We start from the raw sequence: 19,279 nt of genomic DNA on the forward strand, positions 1-19,279 counted from the left end.
GGTTAAATCATGTACCAGGTTGCGTTGAACTTCGCTGACGGTAAAACACTGTTTTGCCCCGTCCAGCCTAACGAAATTTTGTTGGATGCTGCGCTCAGAAGTGGGATCAAGATCCCTCTGGATTGCCGCGAAGGGGTTTGCGCGACCTGCCAGGGCCGTTGTGAGTCCGGAAGCTACACTCAAGATTACGTAGATGAAGAAGCCCTTTCCGAACAGGATTTGGCTGACCGCAAGGTTCTGTCATGCCAAACAAGGGTGCTGTCCGACGCATCCTTCTACTTTGACTTCGACTCGACACTGTGTGGAAGTGCTGGAACTTCAGAGGTGACCACCACAGTCACTGAAGTCATTCAGGTATCCGATAGCACCGCAATATTGAAGGTCGAACTGGCGTCCGGTGCTGCCCCACTGAATTATCTGCCCGGCCAGTATGCGCGCCTGCAAGTGCCGGATACCGGTCACAGTCGCTCCTATTCGTTTGCCTGTGCACCTGGCCGTCGAACCCTTGAATTTCTGGTTCGTCTCCTGCCCAGCGGGGTCATGACCGACTACGTACGCGATCGGTGCAAGCCAGGCGACATCATCCAGATGGAAGCGCCACTGGGGGCCTTCTACCTGCGCCATATCGATCGTCCGGTGTTGATGGTCGCCGGAGGAACCGGACTGTCCGCCTTCCTCGGCATGCTCGATCAACTGGCGGAGAAAGGCGGGTCCGGATTCCCGGTGCATCTTTTCTATGGTGTGAGGACCGAACAGGATCTGTGCGAAATGCCTCGCATGGAGGCGTATAAATCAACGATTCAAGACTTCGACTTCACTCCGGTCCTTAGCAATGCTGCTGAAGATTGGCAGGGCAAAAAGGGGTTCATTCCTGAACATCTCGCCCCCTTCGAGCATTCAGACACACCCTTTGACCTGTATATGTGCGGCCCTCCCCCCATGGTCGAGTCGGTAAAAACATGGCATGTGGAAAAACAACTTACCGCTGTGCGGATGTATTTTGAAAAGTTCACGGAAAGTAATACCTGAACCACTAGTGGCACCGGACACCCAGTTGAATTTTATTGACTGCCAGTTATGTACGCGGGTTCTTTATGTCCAGCTTATCAGTAAAAATAGAACGCATTGAGGCACTGACTCCCCGCATTCGGCGGTTGGTATTAGTTGCTCAAGACGGTGGGCAGCTCCCTGAATTCACACCAGGGGCCCACCTTGAACTGCACATTCCAGGTGATAGAAAGCAGAAGCGTGCCTACTCAATCGTGAACTTGTCGGCCGGCGACCATTATGAAATTGCCGTACAACTCGATGACAAGAGCACAGGGGGCTCCAAGTGGGTGCATACGCTGACGGAAGGTCAGGTCATTGAGGTAGAACCGCCTCGCAATCATTTCCCCCTGGTCGAAGAAGCCAAACACATACTGCTGATAGCGGGTGGAATCGGCATCACACCGATGCTCGGCATGGGCCGCGCGCTGCTGGCATCCAAACAGGCATTCACCCTGCATTACGCCGGCCGCACCGCAGAAAACATGGCTTATCTGGACGAAGTACAGTGCCTGGACAATAGCCAATGCTGGATAAGCGGTGGAGACGCCAGCAAACGTTTCGCGGCATCGCGTGTATTAGCGACCCCCTCTGAAGGCACTCATCTGTATATCTGCGGCCCCGTAGAGATGATCACCTCGGTGATACAAACCGCTCGGGAACTTGGTTGGCCGGAAGATCACGTCCACTACGAATTGTTCGCCGGTGCGCTTGAAGAAGATGGCGACCAGGCGTTTGAAGTAGAACTTCGCGCGAGTGGAGTAACGCTTGCAGTGAACGCGGGGCAGACCTTGTTGGACGTGATGATCGAGGCCGGCCTGGACCCGATGTTCGACTGCCGACGAGGTGATTGCGGTGTATGCGTAACACAAGTCATCGAGGGTGAAGCCGATCACCGTGACATCTGCCTGTCCGATCGCGAGCGCTCCGGCGGCGCCTTCTGCACCTGTGTCTCTCGTGCCAAGACTGCCAAGTTGGTACTTGACCTCTAATAATTAAAGGAGAGAACAATGATTCCTACCAATGAACAAATTGCCGACCTGATCCGGCCCGACAGCGTTCATAAAAGCGTGTACACCGACCCTGTTCTCTTTCAACTCGAAATGGAGCGAATTTATGGGCATGCCTGGATTTATGTCGGCCATGAGAGCCAGGTAAAGAACCCTGGTGACTACCACACGACTCGGATCGGCGACCAGGATGTGGTGATGGTCCGTGCGCCTGACGGCAAAGTAAACGTCCATTACAACCGCTGCCCGCATAAAGGGGCAAAGTTGGTCGCGGACGGTGACGGCAATGTCGGCAAGTTTTTCCGCTGCCCCTACCACGCCTGGACATTCAAGCTGGACGGTTCGCACCTGTCGGCACCGCTGAAGAGCGGCTTCGAGGGCACATGCTACGACCCGAAACATCCGGATTTCTCCATGGCCAGTGTGGCCAGGGTCGATAGCTACCGCGGCTTCGTATTCGCCAGCCAGGCGTCCTACGGCGAAGACCTTAAAACCTTCCTCGGTGGCGTCGTCAGTTCCATCGACAACATGTGCGACCGATCTCCGGTGGGTGAACTTGAAGTAGCCGGCGGTATTTTCCGCGTACAACAACGTTCCAATTGGAAAGTTTTCTACGAAAACCTCCACGACACCATGCACGCACGGGTGACCCACGAATCATCGGTCGATGCCGCTCGAGAACAGGCTGAAGCCATCGGCGAGATGCCGTTCGAACTGCTGATCATGGACGGCAATGGCGAGCCCTATGACTTCTGGGAAAAACTGGAACTGCGTGCCTACCACAATGGCCATGGCTACATGGAGGCGATTTTCGATCCGGATGCCGCTGAGAAAGACGAAGTTTCCCGCGCGCACTTTGAATGTTTGAGCCAAGCCTACGGGGCAGACCGGGCGCGTGAAATCATGGGCATGAACCGACATAACACCGTGATCTACGGCAGCGGATCGCCTCATACCGTGTTCATGCAATTCCGGGTTATCCGCCCGGTTGCCGTCGATAAAACCATGGTGGAAATCCAGACGTTCCGCTGTAAAGGTGCCCCTGATGTGGTGTTCGATCGGGCACTGACTTATGCCAACGTTATCAACTCCCCTTCTTCAAATGTCATGCCCGACGACGTTGAAGTGTATGCCCGCTGCCAGGAGGGCAACATGACCCGAGGCGGCACCTGGATCAGCATGCACCGTTATGTCGGCACCGATAAGGTCCTTGAAGACGGCGCCGTCTCTACCAATGGCACCAGCGAACTGCCCATGCGTAACCAGTTTGCCGCCTGGAAAAAGTTCATGACCGGAACAATTATCGCCAAGGAGAGCAATAATGTTGCTTGACCGCGCTTTCAACGTAAATACATCCGACGTCAAGCCTGCACTTGTCGAAGAGGCCACCCTTCGCTCGATCGAGCAATTTCTTTTTAAGGAAGCTCGCCTGCTGGATACGTGGAAGTTCTGGGAATGGGACAAACTCTTTACCGATGACGGCATGTATTGGGTGCCGCAAAAGCATAACCAGGTAAACCCTTTTGATCACATTTCCCTGTTCTGGGAAAACCGCATGCTGCGCGAGACACGCATTCGTCGCGTGGAAAATGCGCGTAACTGGTCACAGCAACCCCAAACTCAAACAGCGCACTTGATTGGCAATGTTTGCATCGAAGGCCTGGACGAGGACGATTGCCTGGTAGTCAGCGCGGTGTTCCAGGCCACGGAATGGCGTTTGGACCAACGTCAACTCGCCGGGCGTTACACCTACAAACTTACCGGCAATAAAGTGGAGGGTTGGAAGATCAAGCTCAAGCGTGTTGACCTGGTCAACTGCAATGATGTGTTTGCCAACCTGGAGGTATTCGTTTGATGGAGCGGCCAGTCGTCATTGCGCTCCACTACCAGAATGATGTGCTGCATCCGGAAGGACGTATCAAGGTAGGTCTGGACGAGGATGGAGCCGTTCGCGCGAATCTGATTGCCTCTGCGAGCGCATTACTGCGTGGCGCGCGAAAAAATGGCTGGCCAATCATTCATGCGCGTGTGGCGTATCGAGGCGATTACTCCGACTTGATCGCTAACGCGCCGATATTAAACAGCGTCAAGAAGATCGGTGCCGTGATTGACGGCACGTGGGGCGCCGAATTCCTCGATGCCTTGAGTCCCCATGAAAACGGCAAGGAATTCATCATTACCCACAAGCGGATCAACGCATTTTACGGCACGCATGGGGAAGCCCTGCTAACCATGCTCAGCGCGCGCACGCTGATCATTGCCGGTGTGGCAACTCATTCCGTCGTGGAAAGTACCGTAAGGCATGCCGTGGACTGCGGTTATCACATCGTCGTCCCCGCAGACGCGTGCTCTGCCGCTGACCCGGCGGCACATCAAGCGTCGCTTAAAAGCATGAGTCTGATCGCTGAAATCTCCAGCGTTGACCACTTGTTCGAGGTGCAATCATGAGCCTGGAAGGAAAAGTTGCAATCATCACCGGCAGCACTCAGGGGCTGGGGCTGGATATTGCCAAAGTCATGATCGCCCAAGGGGCGCAAGTTATGCTGGTCGGGCGTAATGCCAGTGCAGGAAAAGCCTTATGCGACGAACTGGGGCCCTGCGCTTCCTACACAGAGTGCGATGTGGAAAACGATGAAGATATTGATCGGTGTATTGACAACACCCTCAATCAATTCGGAAAAGTCGACATTCTGGTTAACAACGCGTGTATCTACACCGATCAGGGCATTGAGTCTTCCCGGGAAGATTGGCACAAAAGCCTGAACGTCAACGTTATCTCTGCCGCCATCTTCGTGCAAAAAGTCTCTCCCCTGCTGAAGCCTGGCAGCACGATAGTGAACATCACCAGCACGGGTGGGAAATTCGGTGCGGCCGGCCGCGCACTCTACCCTGCATCCAAAGCGGCGATGCTGCAATTGACCAAGAATTTCGCCGTGACCCTGGCCCCCAGGGGCACTCGCGTTCTGAGCGTATCGCCGGCCTGGACCTGGTCCCCGACCGTCGCCACTCTGACAAACAATGATATAGCCCTCGCCGACCGCGTCGGTGCTGACTTCCACCCTCTGGGTCGCATCGGACGAGGTGAAGAAGTCGGGAATGTTGTTGCTTTTCTCTGCACGTCCGGCGCCTCTTGGATGACCGGCGTGGATATACCTGTAGATGGAGGTTTTTCCATCCTGGGTCCGGACAGAGGTATATCGCCTCGCGTGTGGTTCCAGCGTCATTCCGATTCTGAATAGTTTGATCTAGAGGAACATAAAAATGGGCGAATTCATCGGTATCCAGACCCTGGACAAAGCGCACACCTTTCGCGGCTATCTTGCTGTTCCCGCGAGCGGAAAAGGCCCGGGACTCGTACTCGGCCAGGAAATTTTTGGCGTCAATGCAAACATGCGTGCCGTGGCGGACCTCTATGCTGAAGAGGGATACGTGGTATTGGTGCCCGACCTGTTCTGGCGAATGGAGCGCGACGTCGATCTCGGTTACACGGAACAGGATTTTGCGAAAGCGATCGATTTTTTCCAGCGCGTGGATTTGGATCTGGCTGTTCAGGATATTTCCGCCAGCTTTGCCAAGCTCAAAACCCTGGACCAGGTTGAAGGCGACGACTTCGGTTTCGTCGGCTTCTGCATGGGCGGCAAACTGGCGTACCTGACGGCGACACGCACCAAGGCCGCCTGCTCGGTCGGCTTCTATGGCATGGGCATCGAAAACTATCTCGACGAAGTGGATAACATCAAGGGTCGACTGGTGCTTCATTTTGCCGAGAACGACGCTTACTGCGACGCTCAGGCCCGGGCAAAAATCAGCGCGGCCTTGAAAGGCCACAAGGGTTCGGAAATCTATGTGTATCCGAATGTCGACCACGCTTTCGCCCGTGCAGGCAGCGCTCACTTCGACAAACCCACGGCCCTCATGGCGCACGAACGCACCATTGCCGCGTTGAAGCGCGAGATTGGCCCGAACTTCAATCTTTCGAACCTGTGGGACGAGCATGTAAAGCATGAGTTCGATACCCGGGACGTTCCCGCAACGATGGCCACCATGGTCGCGGAGCCCTACGTCAATCACATCCCGACCATGACCGGTGGGGTAGGCAGCAAGCAGCTAAGCCGTTTTTATCAGCACCACTTTGTCCATGGAAACCCGCCGGACATGAAACTGATCCCCCTGTCCCGGACAGTGGGTGCGTTGCAGATCGTCGATGAATTCATCATGTGTTTTACCCACACGACGGAGATCGATTGGATGCTCCCGAACGTGGCGCCCACCGGAAAGTACGTCGAAATTCCCATGCTGGGCGTCGTCCGCTTCAGGGGCGACAAGCTCTACCACGAGCATATCTACTGGGATCAGGCGAGCCTGCTGGTCCAGGTCGGTCTGCTTGACCCGACAGGCTTGCCTGTCGCAGGCGTGATCACTGCGCAGAAGCTACTGGATGAGGCACTGCCTTCGAATACGTTGATGGATAACTGGAAGAATAGCGAAGCCCTGTGATGCCACGCTGGGCAGTCCCGCAAACGGCAGGATCGCCCAGCCCCATGTCCATCTCGACATTTCGCCAAATTTTTTCTGCGCAAACTTGACTCAAAGGTGTGCCGCCATGACCGATCAAGCCATTAAAGACCTGAAAATCTACCACCCTTATATCAACGGTAAATCCTGGCAAAGCGACGGCCAGCCGGAACAGGTCGTGATCAACCCCTACACCCAACAAGCCATTGCACGCGTGAAGCTTGCGACGGCAGCCGACATCGACAGCGCCATCGCGTCAGCATTCGAAGCGCAAAAAACCTGGGGCAAAACGCTCGCGAAGGAGCGTGAGGCCATTCTTTGCCGTGCTGCGGATATCATCGAGCGCCGTCGCGGCGACATTGCGAAGATCCTCATCGAGGAAGGCGGCAATGTGTTCGGCAAAGCCATGTTCGAATGCGACTACATGGTCAGCACATTCCGCATCGCCGCAGGACAGGCACGCGATATCCGTGGCGAAACCATGCCTGCCGACGGTGCGGGTCGTATCTCGATGTCCATCAGGCAACCGCTGGGTGTCATTGCAGGCGTTGGCCCTTTTAACGCCCCGCTGCTCTTGAACGGGAAAAAGCTCGCCCCTGCCTTGGCCGCCGGCAACGCATTCCTCATGAAGCCGGCCCCGCAAACCCCGCTGATTGGTTTGCTCTTCGCCGAGATTCTGGAAGAAGCTGGCGTCCCACCCGGCGTGTTCAGCGTGCTGCCCACCACCAATGAAGCGCTCGGAGACAAGTTCTTCTCCGACAAACGCGTGAAGATGGTGACCTTCACCGGTTCGGCAAAAGTCGGCCGGTACCTGTCCGAATTGGCTGGCAAGTTCCAGAAGCGCATCGTCCTGGAACTTGGCGGTAAGAGCCCCATCGTCATCCTCAATGACGCGAAGCTGGACTATGCTGTCAGCGCCGCGGCTTTCGGCATCTTCTTCAACCAGGGCCAGGTGTGCATGGCCAACTCGCGGATCATCGTCGAGGAAGGCCTTTACGACGCGTTTTGCACTGCGTTCGTTGAAAAGGTCCGTTCCATTCGCTGTGGGGACCCTGCCGACCCCGCCACGATCGTGGGCCCACTGATAAGCGCCAACCAGTGCGAATTCATCCGTGGCCAGATCGACGAGGCCATTGCCAAAGGGGCCACGCTCCTGACGGGTGGTGAATATCTGGGAAACCTGTTCCAACCCGCCGTATTGACCGACGTCACGCCATCGATGGCTGTTTATGATGAAGAGAGCTTCGGACCGTTGGTTTCCATATACAAGGCTAAAGACTTCGAGCACGCCATTGAGTTGGCAAACGATACGTCCTACGGTCTTTCTTCCGGCATTGTGACGAACGACCTTCAGAAGGCGTTCGACTTCGCACTGCGTATCGAAGCAGGCTCGGTGCATATCAATGACAATTCTTTCGACGATGATCCAAACGCTCCTTTCGGAGGGTTCAAGGATAGCGGCCACGGCAAGGAAAATGGTCGTTACTCCATTCACGACATGACCGAGCTAAAGTGGGTAACTTTACAGTTGGGTGAGCGTGCCTTTCCTATCTGATGAGCAATAATAATGGCCCCATCCTGCCGGATTGGGGCCATGTATTAATCCACACAGTCGCTGGGGACGGATTTCAGAATACGGAAATAATGAGCACTGAGCGATAACTGTGATTCCGAGAAGTTTTACACTTAAAAAATGGTTTAACCGGAAATGGAATGACCTCACCGAGTTGGTCTACCAAGGAAACAGCTAGCGTGCATAGCTAGTTTTGATTTTCAGATAATCGGTGTGAGGCCTACCTATTGGGAATGGAGGTCCGCCGCAGATGAGCGTTTATGGTTTCAATCTGAATACGAAAACCTTCTATCGCCCTATAGATGCAGCATTGCGCTGGTGTAATCTCACTCGCTACGAAGCCCAAATTATCCAGGCGGATTGGTCTCGTCCTGAAAACCTTGCGACCCTCTTTCCACAATGGCCCAATCTTCACATCGCTGTCGAAAGGATTTTAGACGCCATACGCAATGGGGAGCTGCCGTATGGCTGCCTCGGCATTTCTGTTCCTTTCGGAAGCTATGTAGAACCCTTTCAGCTGACCATCCGCCATTCAGACTTACGCCGCTGGATGGAAATTCATTATACCGACCATAAGCCGATTTTTTTATTCGAGTCCGGTGAGGATGTACCAGCAAAGGTGAGCCTCGGAAGTTTTCTCTCATTGAAAGCAGACCGAGACGAGTTATCGAGGGAGCTGAAAGCGCAACAGCAGCGCTTCCATGAGGTACTTGCAGAACTCAAGTCGATTGGACTCGAAAGAGATGACCTCAAAGCCTTGGCCAAAACTAATGGCCAACTCAGCGAGCGCAGCGAACTGACCTATCACAACATCATTGGGGCATTGGTCAGCCTTCTCTTGGACCATTCGCCCGCCGGAAAACCTCTTTCGGTATTCACGAATCAAGCAGCCATCGTTGATGCCATTGTCGCTCGTCACAAAGATGTGCCCGGCCTGAGCAAGCGCACGCTGGATGAAAAATTTGCCGTAGCCAATCGTAGCATCAAAAAAAATACCTAATCGGGCCAATTGCGTTGCAATAGGGTTGATTGCAATGCAATGACTCATCCGCCGTGGTGCGATTCAATCCATGTCACTTCCCAACACGCGCCAATTGGCGCCAGGAGTGACTAGCATGTCCAGCCAATCTGTCCCCTCAGTTGAAGCGCCTCAACCCCAACGCCACATCATGCGGCGTGAGGAGGTCGAGCAAAAAACCGGCTTCAAACGTGCGCACATTTACAACCTGATGAAGGAAGGCAAGTTTCCGCGGGCGAAGCGTATCGGACTGCGCGCAGTTGGCTGGGACTCACTGGAAATCGAGCACTGGATTGCAGAACGCCTCTCGCTACAGGAGTGAGGTGATGCACGTGGTCTCGGTGGTGTCCACCAAGGGTGGCGTAGGCAAAACTACAGTAGCGGCGAACCTCGGTGGCCTGTTGGCCGATGCTGGTCTGCGTGTTCTGCTCTTGGATCTAGATAGCCAACCCACCCTCTCCAGTTATTATTCACTGAGCCAGAAAGCTCATGCAGGTGCGTACGAGCTCATTGCACTCAATCTAACAGTGCCTGAACGAATAATATCTAGGACTGCAGTCGTCGGTCTCGACCTGATTTTCTCCAACGACGATCAAGGTCGACTGAGCACCTTGTTGCTGCATGCACCTGACGGACGACTGCGCCTGCACAATTTGCTCAACGAGTTGAGTCTCAATTATGACCTGCTTTTGATCGACACTCAGGGAGCACGCAGTGTATTGCTGGAGATGGCCATCCTGGCCTCGGATCTCGCCCTCTCTCCCATCACGCCGGAAATGCTCGCTGCCCGCGAAATGCGCCGTGGCACCTTGAAGTTACTGAGTGAGCTCGAACCGTTTCGCCACCTAGGCATCGACCCGCCGCCCTTACGGCTCTTACTGAACCAGGTGAACGTCAATCGAGTGGACACCCAGATGATCATCCGAAGCCTGCGCGAGACTTTCGCAGAGGCTACCAATATCTCGGTGCTAGACACCGTAATCCCCGACCGCGTGGCATATCTCAATGCCGCCTCCCTCGGTTTACCGGTCCACCGAATAGATAAGTGTCTATCGAGTAAACGCCGACGTTCGCCGTGTGCGTTAGAAATCATGCAAGCGCTGGCTATCGAATTATTTCCTGAATGGCGCGAAGCGATCTCATCGGTAATGAGGTGTGCGGAGCCTCGATAAAACAAATCGCCCAATCAGCATTTCACCAATTTATTTTTGTTTGATCAGCCTTGAGCCCAGCAGGGCTTGGTAAGGAGTTTTCTAATGTTGGATCAGTTTCCTATCGTCGTTCAGCCTTCCATTCGACCACGCGACGCGGCTTGCGAGGAGTACTGCACCGTGGTTTTTCGTCTGCAAGGGGGGCGCTCGGCCATGGTGTGGTTCCTCGCAGAACTCTCCCAACATTTCGAAGGTACAGGGACTGCCGAAATCGTGAAATTCGAGGTCGGTGACCATTTGCGTAGCCTGCGTTAACCGAGGCGGTTGCGATGAAGAAACTCAGTCAGGAGGAAGTCACCGACAAGCTGCACCAGGACCACTTCACTCAAGGTCCTGGACTGGAGCGACTCTCCGATCCAATCACCGACACTCCCATGCAGGTCACTCTGGAACAGTTACGCCCCTACGAACACAATCCCCGCTTCATCCGTAATCCGCTTTATGACGATATCAAGGCATCGATCCGTGAACGCGGGCTGGATCAACCGCCACCGATTACCCGCCGCCCGGGTGAAACCTCTTTCATCATCCGCAACGGTGGTAATACGCGCTTAGCCATTCTCGGCGAGCTGTGGCAGGAAACTCGCGACGAGCGTTTCTTTCGGATTCACTGCCTGTTCCGACCTTGGAGCAATGAAACCAACGCCCTACTCGGCCATCTGGCGGAAAGCGACCTGCACGGCCAACTCACGTTCATCGAAAGGGCCCTGGCAGTAGCCAAACTCAAAACCATGCTTGAGTCGGATGGCCCAGAGCTCTCACAACGGGAGCTGGCTCGACGTCTTGCCGCTGGAGGCTATCCGGTTTCGCAGTCGCATATCAGCCGGATGCTGGACACCCTCGAACACTTATTACCCGCCATTCCACAAACTCTGTATGCCGGCTTGGGTAAGCCTCAGATAGAACGTCTGATCGGTCTACGTAGTCAGGCTGAGCGAACCTGGAACCGCTATCCAACCACCACAGTCGCGTTTGCAGAGTTCTGGCTGGAGACCATGGGCTACTTCGATTGCGATCCTGAATCCTTTGATCTTGAGCAGATTCAGGACGAATTGCTCGAACGCATGAGCCACTTGCTCGGACAGTCCTACCGTATGCTGGCCCTGGAGCTGAGCGATACCCAACGGGTCGTCTCCACGCCCGGGGCTGTAACGACCACGCCCTCCAAGAGCGTCTATTCGCAAAGCGTACATGAAGCCACGGCAGCCCGCCCCTCCTCCGACACCAACCCCCAATCAACTGATGCCAAGAGCAAGGTAGAGCCAAATCCAGAAGAACTGCTCAGGGCCCCCGAAACAAATGCTTCACCTGCGGTCAGCCCTCTACCACGCGTTCAACAGATTCGTGAGCAAATCAATCGCGAGATATCCAGCGAGGCGACGTCTCCAGTCGAAACCTGCCCAATCGACGACCTCTGGATCATCACACCACCGCTGGATACCCCAGAACAACTGCGTTTAGCCATTGCCGGACTGGCTCGTGAAATGGCGACCTATGCCGGAGATGCCGAGAGCATCATTGATCAAAAGCTTGGCTTGGGCTTCACCTTGGACATTGAGCGACTTGATCTTTCAGCGCCTCGCTCGACCGGCGTGCACCTAATGCTCCTGGCCCTGCTACGTGCTCAAGACGAGGTGAACTGGGAAGATCGCAAGCAAATACCCTCCGCACTGTTCGGGCAGCTATTGTTGGGGGTCTATCAACTCCCTCTACCAGATCGACCAGTCACGGACGTGGGGCTGGAGCGACTGCCGGACAGTCTGTTAATCAAACTGTTTCGCCTGATACGCCTGGCCCGGCGTCTAATCGACTTAACACTCATCTCTGAAGACAAAAACTCACCGGAGGAGCTGAGATGAACTTGTCCTTCAATATGCTCAATCAAGCCATGCTAACCCAGGTACTGCACGAACTCCGTCTGGGCAACCTGCAACGCTGCAAGGCACTTGGACTGAGTGAGGATGACATCTTCGTGCTGCAATCCTTACCACCGACCACGTTATCGCGCCTGGCCCATGCCACAGTCCCTTGGCTTGAGGTCAAGATTGACTCGCCAGTGCTACATCGTTTGATTGAACAAGCTGAACGCGACGAACAGAACGAACGGTTGATCAACCGGGCGCTCAAGCTCGGCGCCAGCAGCACCATCATGTACCAGTGCTTTGGCTTGGCGCATTCGGAAACCGCCATGCGCCGGCGTCTGCTCAAATTAGAAACCCGTAAAGGCCGCCCCCAACATTTAAGCGAAGCGCAGGAACATGCGTTGTGGCAGCGTTGGTGTCAAATACGAACAGAAGATGGGACCGAGGATAAACTCGACGCCATGATGATGCTTGCCGAAGAGCAGCAGATCAGCTTGACCATCGTATGGCAGCAGATCGACCAGTACAGCAACAAAACATGAATGCTATTCCCTCCAGTCGCTGGCAACGTGTCCTGCAGCAATGTACCCAGCAACTGCATGAGCGCTGGCCAGCACGCCCTACCACTGAACAGCCCTCCAACCAGGCTCTACAGGCTGGCTTTCTGTTTAGTGGCCAATCACACGAAGTCGTGCCACGTCGGCTGCTGTTGGATAATCGGCTGACGCCATTGGAGCGAAATGCCTGGCAGGTATTTCGACTCATGCTGCAAGGCCAGGGCGTGGTCACGCCGCGCTATGAGGATTTGCAGCCTTACCTCTCGAGCGTGCCCTACGGTGCGTCAGCCTCGCGTGAAACCATTGCTCGCGTGTTGACGATGCTCAGGCTCACTCGTTGGCTCAGCTTGGTTAGCCGCGGTCGCGATCAAATCAGCGGGCGGCTACAAGGTTCTTTGTATGTTCTGCACGATGAACCGTTAACCCCCTCCGAAGCCATGGAGCTCGATCAGGATTACCTAGAACTGGTCGGACATGCCCTCGGACATACGACAAAGGCCGTGCGTATTGTCGCTCAGCACATTGTGGAGGAGGTCCGACAGGACACGAATATCGATCAGGGTCGGTTACCGACGCGGCTGGACAGTTGGGGCGAACAGTGGGCGCAGCAAGGCTTGGATCAGCCACCCGGTGATGCATTCCACGATTCCGAACATGGGGAAGATCACAGCGTTCGGAATCGCGCAGGCCCTCGTTCGGATTCCGAATCAGGCTCGAACCCTAACGTTTCCAGCAGCGTTCGGAATCCGAACGCTGCCTGTACTGTATTAAAAGAAAGTAAATGTACAGTACCGCGCGCGATCTCTACTGTGGATAACCTGCACTGGCCCACTTCGCTGCGCCTGAACCCAAGCGAACGTCAGGCCGTCGCCGTGGCGCTGAACAAGCTCAACCCAGCGGATCAGCAGGCCGTGCTTAACGAAGCAGGGGCACGCTGTGCGGCCGGTGGTATACGCAAGCCAGCGGCCTATCTGATGGGCTTGGCCCAGCGTGCGCTGAAGGGCGACTTTCGTCCTTGGGCAAGTCAGGCCGAACCATCACCCATCACAGAACCGCCCCCAACCGCCCCCTCGCGGCCATCTCGAAAAAAGGGCGAACCTGCATCAGCCCTCGCCCAAGCGTACCTAAATGAGCTGCGCCAACTGCGTGGAGGCAGTGGACGTCACTAGATTTGATGCCAGTGGCATCAAATCCATAGAGTTCCAATCTACGAAAATATCGGACCGAACCATGGAGCGTTTAGGGAAACGCCTGGGCGTAGTTCCAAATAAACGTAGACGTCAGGCATTTGCCCTCTCTCACCAAACCGAACAGACCGCATTCAGCTTTTTGGCTGCCCTTGACTCTCATCTGTCGCAACGTCCCGTCCAAGCCTATGCGAGGACAACACCATGGCCGATCACTATCAACTCAATCTAGGTTCATTGCGCAGCAGCATCACCTTAACCCTGCACACTCACCATGCAGCCCGTATCTGGCAAGGTCGAAACGCACGTGAGGGCGTCCACTCAATCATGGGTATGGCCGGTTACATCAGTGTCACCAACCTGATCAAACAAACCGCGGCCCAGGACGATCCCTATGCCGATTGGGCCATCGTGCAGCTCGAAGAAAAATTGATGCAGGCAAAGGCCGGGATGCGGGAACTGACTCAACAGTTAGACCGAATAAGACAGGATCTGCCGACACAGATCGACATGGGGGACAACCTCAACATCCACCCAGTCACTTTGCCATTGTACATCGGCAGTCAGCTGGGTTTTCTGGCGGTTTACCTGCTAACCGACTACGACACGCTGGTCCGCCATACCCTCTTGGCCCATCACACGGCGTTGATCGGCCGAAGAGACATGGAAGCCTGGATCGACGACGGTGCCCACCTGTTACGCAGCCTGTTCGGTCAGGCGCAACGTTATCGACATGCCGGCGTTACACGCGATGATATGGCCGCAAATAATGCCCGCGCCCTGGCGGCCGTGGAGAAGTATGGATTGCCCCCGATGGACATCCTTGAGGGTCATCGCCGTTCTCAGTTTGCACCGCCGATCATTCGCCGTGGTGCTGTAGCAGTGGATGACGCTGACGCTTTGGCAGAGGTAGTAGACGGTCCGTCTGCGAGCGTAGATGAGTCGGAGGCTGATGCATGAATCCCATGATCCCGATTCAGCCAATGCCCTTCGAAGCGTTAACACCGGATGCCTATCGGCAGCTCGAACACGCCGCCTCCCTAAAAGGCCTTTTAAAACCTTTTAAGGGTAAGGGGGAGTTGGAGCACCTGGCGCAGGTGGCGAGAGAAATCGAGGCGCAGTTATGTCGCCTGATGGAGGCTGTGGTGCAGCAAGCCGGGCAGCCACCGTACTCGCTATTGAAGATACGATTGGTGCTGCAGAAGACCAGTGCGGGCAGCACCCTTTTGCGTTGGCGCACCCGTGATTTCTCTCGCATGGGTGTGGCGGTTTGGGAACATCAGATCTCCAACAAAGCGTTGCCGCAGATCGTACGAGAGGAACTGCACCGTTTCGAATGCGCGCGCATCACACTAAACATGCAAATGAGTGTGGTGCATTCGCTCTACCGCCAGGCTACGACCTGCGCGATCAACATGGCCAGTGCCGAACAGTTACTGCGCCAGTTCACACCCGCAGTGGAGAAAACACGATGAGTACTTTTTTCGTCGGCGAAGGCAATATCGGCAGTGCGCCAGAGTTCCAGGAGTTCGCCTCAGGCAATGACGAGCCACGGCGTTTGCTACGGCTGAATGTGTACTTCGACAACCCCATCCCACGTGAGGGCAGCTATGAAGATCGGGGCGGCTATTGGGCGCCGGTTGAGCTCTGGCACCGTGAGGCTGAACACTGGAGCACGCTGTACCAGAAAGGCATGCGCGTGTTGGTCGAAGGTCGTACGGTGCGCGATGAGTGGGAGGACAGCGAAGACAATGCACGGGTGACCTTCAAGATCGAGGCCCGTCGAGTCGGCATCCTGCCTCACCGGGTGCACAGCGTGGTCATGCGGGAACGCTCCAGTGAACCGCCGGCCGCTCAAAATACTGAGCAGGCCAGCTCGCCGACGTCGAAATCCAAGAAACACAGAGGGCAATCACCTAAGGCCTGAACAACTTCAGGCATAAAAATTGCGCCTTTGCGCGAAGTTCCTGGCCTGTCACTGCTCGCTGCTCATGAAGCCCCCCACCCAGTTACGAACGCTCAAATAAGGTAGCAGCTTCAGCCCATTCAAGGCCGCCCTCACCGACTAATATGAGGAACCTGCCATTCAGGTTTCTCATATCTCGCCCCGGCGACTTCGAACAACGCTGCTCCGAACTCAATCCGGAGTAGTTATATGCGCCTCTTCCTCTGCGAAAAACCTTCCCAGGGTCGTGACATCGCCAAGGTTCTCGGAGCCACTCGGCGTGGCGATGGTTGCCTGATCGGCCCCGAGACAACTGTCACCTGGTGTATCGGCCACCTACTGGAGACGGCCCCGCCTGAAGCCTACAGCACTCAGTACAAGAATTGGTCGTTGGATCATCTACCGATCATTCCGGCGCAGTGGCAAGTGGAGATCAAACCCAAGACTGCCGCGCAGTTCAAAATCATCAAACGCCTGCTCAGCGAAGCCACCACCGTTGTCATCGCAACCGACGCCGACCGCGAAGGTGAGATGATTGCCCGCGAATTATTGGAGCTCTGCCAGTACCAAGGCTCTGTTCAGCGCCTCTGGCTGTCCGCACTCAACGCAGCATCGATTCGCAGGGCACTGACCTCGCTGAAGTCTGGTCAGGAAACCTTCCCGCTCTATCACTCGGCCCTCGCCCGTAGCCGTGCCGACTGGCTGATCGGCATGAACCTCAGTCGTTTGTTTACCCTTCTTGGTCGGCGGGCAGGCTACGACGGCGTTTTGTCAGTGGGGCGCGTCCAGACACCCACCTTACGTCTGGTGGTCGATCGGGACCGTGCGATTGCCGGCTTCGTCCCGGTGCCTTACTGGAACATTGAGGTACACCTATCGTCGATGGGCCAGCGATTCATCGCGTCGTGGTTACCGCCATGCTCAGGACGGGACGAGTCGGGGCGTTGCCTACAACAAGTGCTTGCCCATCACGCGGTCCAAACAATCACCGACGAGAAGTCCGCCACGGTAATCTCGTTACATACTGAGCATTTCCGAGAACCGCCGCCCCTGCCCTTCGACCTAAGCACGTTGCAAGAAGTCTGCTCGCGTAAGCTGGGGCTCGGCGTCCAGGAAACCCTGAACATCGCCCAAGCCCTGTATGAAACCCACAAGGCCACCACCTACCCGCGCAGCGATTGCCGCTATTTGCCGGAGAATATGTTCAACGAGGCACCCGCGGTACTCGATGCCCTGCTCAAAACGGATCCTACACTCAAACCTGCATTCGGGGGCCTCGATCAAACATTGCGCTCCCGCGCATGGAACAATGCCAAGGTCACCGCGCACCACGGCATCATCCCCACCACCGAGCCGGCAAACCTGGTGCGGATGTCCGAACAAGAACGCCATGTCTACGAACTGATCCGTAGCCACTACCTAGCGCAGTTTCTTCCGCCTCATGAGTTTGATCGGACCCAGGTCGAACTGGCGTGTGGCGAAGAACGATTGACCGCTGTGGGCAAACTGATCTTGGTCCAGGGCTGGAAAAGCTCGCTCTCCGAAAACACCGAGGAGGATGAGCCCAGTCACAAATCCCAAGTCTTACCCATCTTGCAACAGGGCACGCAGTGCGCAGTGGACAATGTCGAACTCAAATCCATGCGAACTGCCGCTCCTAAACCTCTCACCGAGGGTGATCTGATCAAGGCGATGAAAAACGTCGCCAAGCTTGTCAATGACCCACGCCTGAAACAGAAACTTCGGGACACCACCGGTATCGGTACTGAAGCCACGCGAGCCGGCATTATCAAAGGGTTGATTGATCGCGGTTATTTACTGAAGAAAAAACGCGCGTTAATAGCTACGGCGGCGGCCCATACCCTGATCGAGGCGGTACCCGCTGCAGTTGCGGATCCTGGCATGACCGCGATCTGGGAGCAGGCGCTTGACGAAATCGAAGCGGGACGCCTGACCTTGGAGGCGTTCGTCGCAAAGCAGGCGAACTGGATTGTTAAGCTGGTCGAACACTATGGAGCGCTCAACTTGTCGATACCGGTCGAAGCCGGCCCGGCCTGCCCCATTTGCAATGCCTCAATGATCAAGCGGAAGGGCAAATCTGGGCCGTTCTGGTCATGCTCGCAGTATCCGAACTGCAAGGGCACTACGCAGTTCAGAAAAGAGACGCGCCGCCCATGACAGTTCGGTTGAGATCAACATGACGTTGGGTTGGTACACAGGTCAGTGCATCATCAGTGGCGCCTGATCCCGCTCCAAATCGATCAAAGGTTGTCCGACTTCACGGGCCAAAGCGATACCTGTCGAAATCCATATCTGCCCCAGTTCGTTGAAGGCTTTTAGGTGGGCAGGATCTTCGTTGAGCCAAAGAACAAGGCGTTCGAAGTGTTCGGGGTTATCCGGGCAATCATGAATCTTGATGAACAACTCCAGTGTTCGATCCCAAATCACATCCATGACGTCCTTTCTCTCATCTTCCATGTTCAACCATCCCTCAACATGGTCCTTTCAGACCGTCGCTCTTACTAACCAATCTGGACTCTGATCCCTGAAGGGACAGAAACCACGTCGCGATACTCAGCTGTTTCATTCACTATAACAACCCAATGAGTCGATACTCAACCCTTAAGGATGTTTATGTCAACGGGTCTTTGCTCAACCATTCGGGTTGAACTGGAGAACTCATCATTTGGCACATAAACATCCAACCCAAGCCCAAATCGGGCGCATGATCGCGAAGCACCGCAGCGAGCGTAATCTGACCCAGGAAGAGGTGGCTGAACGTTTAGGGATCGGTAGCGAAGCTATATCGCGCCTGGAACGGGGTGTAGTGGAGCTTTCAGTGGTCAAGCTGATGCAACTGGCTGATATTTTCGATTGCCGGATGGATGAACTCCTGACGGCATCGAGTAATCGCCCCAATGACCAGGGTCAGATGATCGCGGGCCTGCTGAGTGGACTGAAAGAAAGCGACCGTGCCTTTATCTTGGCAACCGTCGAACAATTAGCCGCACATCTCGGCAGTAAGTGAGCTCTTTTATCGTGCTAAACGTAGCGTTTTATGAAGGGGACCTGCAGGCTTGACGTCGTGTTGACCTCTCTGCTGTAGTAACTTCGGATAATCGCCAACGGCGACCCAAGACCGATTAGCTCCGGGCAGTTCGGTCAAACTCTTCGAGTTCGGAGCCTCCTCTTCTGCGGGATCTCGTTCCCGTTTTGTGCTCGACCTGATTGTGGTGGCGGATGACCACTGTTGCCTCTACCCGGCAATAGCGGTCATCCGCTTCGGCGATCGTATTCAGTCCCGGAGCCCACCGGGGAAACACAGGGCACCCTTTGTGCGCGGATGCGTGCCAG

General features: G+C 55.4%; 21 protein-coding genes. 20 read left to right on the top strand and 1 reads right to left on the bottom strand.

Annotated features, from left to right (window positions below; translation table 11 throughout):
• Positions 1-6 precede the first annotated feature (6 nt).
• From antC to TU75_RS23940, 19 genes are all read left to right on the top strand, one after another.
• Positions 7-1,029 carry an anthranilate 1,2-dioxygenase electron transfer component AntC gene (antC, locus tag TU75_RS23850; RefSeq protein WP_060550338.1) on the top strand — a complete coding sequence of 341 codons (1,023 nt, stop codon included), beginning with the start codon at positions 7-9 and terminating at the stop codon, positions 1,027-1,029.
• A 65-nt stretch (positions 1,030-1,094) separates the two neighbouring features.
• A complete protein-coding gene (locus TU75_RS23855) occupies positions 1,095-2,039 on the top strand; it encodes a PDR/VanB family oxidoreductase (protein ID WP_060550339.1) in 945 nt (314 codons plus the stop codon).
• A gap of 18 nt (positions 2,040-2,057) precedes the next feature.
• Positions 2,058-3,389, top strand: a complete 1,332-nt coding sequence (locus TU75_RS23860) for an aromatic ring-hydroxylating dioxygenase subunit alpha (protein ID WP_060550340.1) — start codon at positions 2,058-2,060, stop codon at positions 3,387-3,389.
• On the top strand, positions 3,379-3,912 hold the full coding sequence (locus tag TU75_RS23865) for an aromatic-ring-hydroxylating dioxygenase subunit beta (protein ID WP_060550341.1): 534 nt from the start codon (positions 3,379-3,381) through the stop codon (positions 3,910-3,912). Before TU75_RS23860 ends, TU75_RS23865 begins: the two co-directional genes overlap by 11 nt.
• A complete protein-coding gene (locus TU75_RS23870) occupies positions 3,912-4,505 on the top strand; it encodes a cysteine hydrolase family protein (RefSeq protein WP_060550342.1) in 594 nt (197 codons plus the stop codon). Before TU75_RS23865 ends, TU75_RS23870 begins: the two co-directional genes overlap by 1 nt.
• Complete coding sequence (locus TU75_RS23875) at positions 4,502-5,296, top strand: SDR family oxidoreductase (RefSeq protein ID WP_060550343.1); 795 nt, start codon at positions 4,502-4,504, stop codon at positions 5,294-5,296. Before TU75_RS23870 ends, TU75_RS23875 begins: the two co-directional genes overlap by 4 nt.
• A gap of 22 nt (positions 5,297-5,318) precedes the next feature.
• Positions 5,319-6,554 carry a dienelactone hydrolase family protein gene (locus TU75_RS23880; RefSeq protein WP_060550344.1) on the top strand — a complete coding sequence of 412 codons (1,236 nt, stop codon included), beginning with the start codon at positions 5,319-5,321 and terminating at the stop codon, positions 6,552-6,554.
• A 106-nt stretch (positions 6,555-6,660) separates the two neighbouring features.
• Positions 6,661-8,127: an aldehyde dehydrogenase family protein gene (locus tag TU75_RS23885; RefSeq protein ID WP_141719137.1), complete on the top strand. Its 1,467-nt coding sequence runs from the start codon at positions 6,661-6,663 to the stop codon at positions 8,125-8,127.
• A gap of 268 nt (positions 8,128-8,395) precedes the next feature.
• Positions 8,396-9,145 carry a hypothetical protein gene (locus TU75_RS23890; RefSeq protein ID WP_060550345.1) on the top strand — a complete coding sequence of 250 codons (750 nt, stop codon included), beginning with the start codon at positions 8,396-8,398 and terminating at the stop codon, positions 9,143-9,145.
• A 115-nt stretch (positions 9,146-9,260) separates the two neighbouring features.
• Entirely contained in the window at positions 9,261-9,485 is a 225-nt protein-coding gene (locus TU75_RS23895; protein WP_003235809.1) for an AlpA family transcriptional regulator, read from the top strand.
• Between the two features lie 4 nt (positions 9,486-9,489).
• Positions 9,490-10,335, top strand: a complete 846-nt coding sequence (locus TU75_RS23900) for a ParA family protein (protein WP_060550346.1) — start codon at positions 9,490-9,492, stop codon at positions 10,333-10,335.
• Positions 10,336-10,419: 84 nt separating this feature from the next.
• Positions 10,420-10,629, top strand: a complete 210-nt coding sequence (locus tag TU75_RS23905; protein ID WP_060550347.1) for a hypothetical protein — start codon at positions 10,420-10,422, stop codon at positions 10,627-10,629.
• Between the two features lie 14 nt (positions 10,630-10,643).
• Positions 10,644-12,233 (top strand): ParB family protein, encoded by a 1,590-nt coding sequence (locus TU75_RS23910; protein WP_060550348.1) that lies wholly within the window; start codon positions 10,644-10,646, stop codon positions 12,231-12,233.
• A complete protein-coding gene (locus tag TU75_RS23915; protein ID WP_060550349.1) occupies positions 12,230-12,778 on the top strand; it encodes a DUF2857 domain-containing protein in 549 nt (182 codons plus the stop codon). Before TU75_RS23910 ends, TU75_RS23915 begins: the two co-directional genes overlap by 4 nt.
• Positions 12,775-13,962, top strand: coding sequence for an STY4528 family pathogenicity island replication protein (locus TU75_RS23920; protein WP_060550350.1), 1,188 nt, complete (start codon positions 12,775-12,777; stop codon positions 13,960-13,962). The genes TU75_RS23915 and TU75_RS23920 overlap by 4 nt, the downstream gene beginning before the upstream one ends.
• Before the next feature lie 222 nt (positions 13,963-14,184).
• A complete protein-coding gene (locus tag TU75_RS23925; protein WP_060550351.1) occupies positions 14,185-14,940 on the top strand; it encodes a PFL_4669 family integrating conjugative element protein in 756 nt (251 codons plus the stop codon).
• Positions 14,937-15,455: a DUF3158 family protein gene (locus tag TU75_RS23930; RefSeq protein WP_060550352.1), complete on the top strand. Its 519-nt coding sequence runs from the start codon at positions 14,937-14,939 to the stop codon at positions 15,453-15,455. Before TU75_RS23925 ends, TU75_RS23930 begins: the two co-directional genes overlap by 4 nt.
• Positions 15,452-15,907 (top strand): single-stranded DNA-binding protein, encoded by a 456-nt coding sequence (locus TU75_RS23935; protein ID WP_060550353.1) that lies wholly within the window; start codon positions 15,452-15,454, stop codon positions 15,905-15,907. Before TU75_RS23930 ends, TU75_RS23935 begins: the two co-directional genes overlap by 4 nt.
• A gap of 228 nt (positions 15,908-16,135) precedes the next feature.
• Entirely contained in the window at positions 16,136-18,103 is a 1,968-nt protein-coding gene (locus tag TU75_RS23940) for a DNA topoisomerase III (protein ID WP_060550354.1), read from the top strand.
• A 42-nt stretch (positions 18,104-18,145) separates the two neighbouring features.
• On the opposite strand, the gene TU75_RS23945 is transcribed toward TU75_RS23940, so the two are convergent.
• Positions 18,146-18,403: a hypothetical protein gene (locus tag TU75_RS23945; protein WP_060550355.1), complete on the bottom strand. Its 258-nt coding sequence runs from the start codon at positions 18,401-18,403 to the stop codon at positions 18,146-18,148.
• A 208-nt stretch (positions 18,404-18,611) separates the two neighbouring features.
• Between TU75_RS23945 and TU75_RS23950 the strand changes: the two genes are divergently transcribed.
• Positions 18,612-18,953, top strand: a complete 342-nt coding sequence (locus TU75_RS23950) for a helix-turn-helix domain-containing protein (protein WP_003235829.1) — start codon at positions 18,612-18,614, stop codon at positions 18,951-18,953.
• The last annotated feature ends 326 nt before the right edge of the window (positions 18,954-19,279 follow it).

Source organism: Pseudomonas poae (genome assembly GCF_001439785.1).
Classification (GTDB): Bacteria; Pseudomonadota; Gammaproteobacteria; order Pseudomonadales; family Pseudomonadaceae; genus Aquipseudomonas; species Aquipseudomonas poae.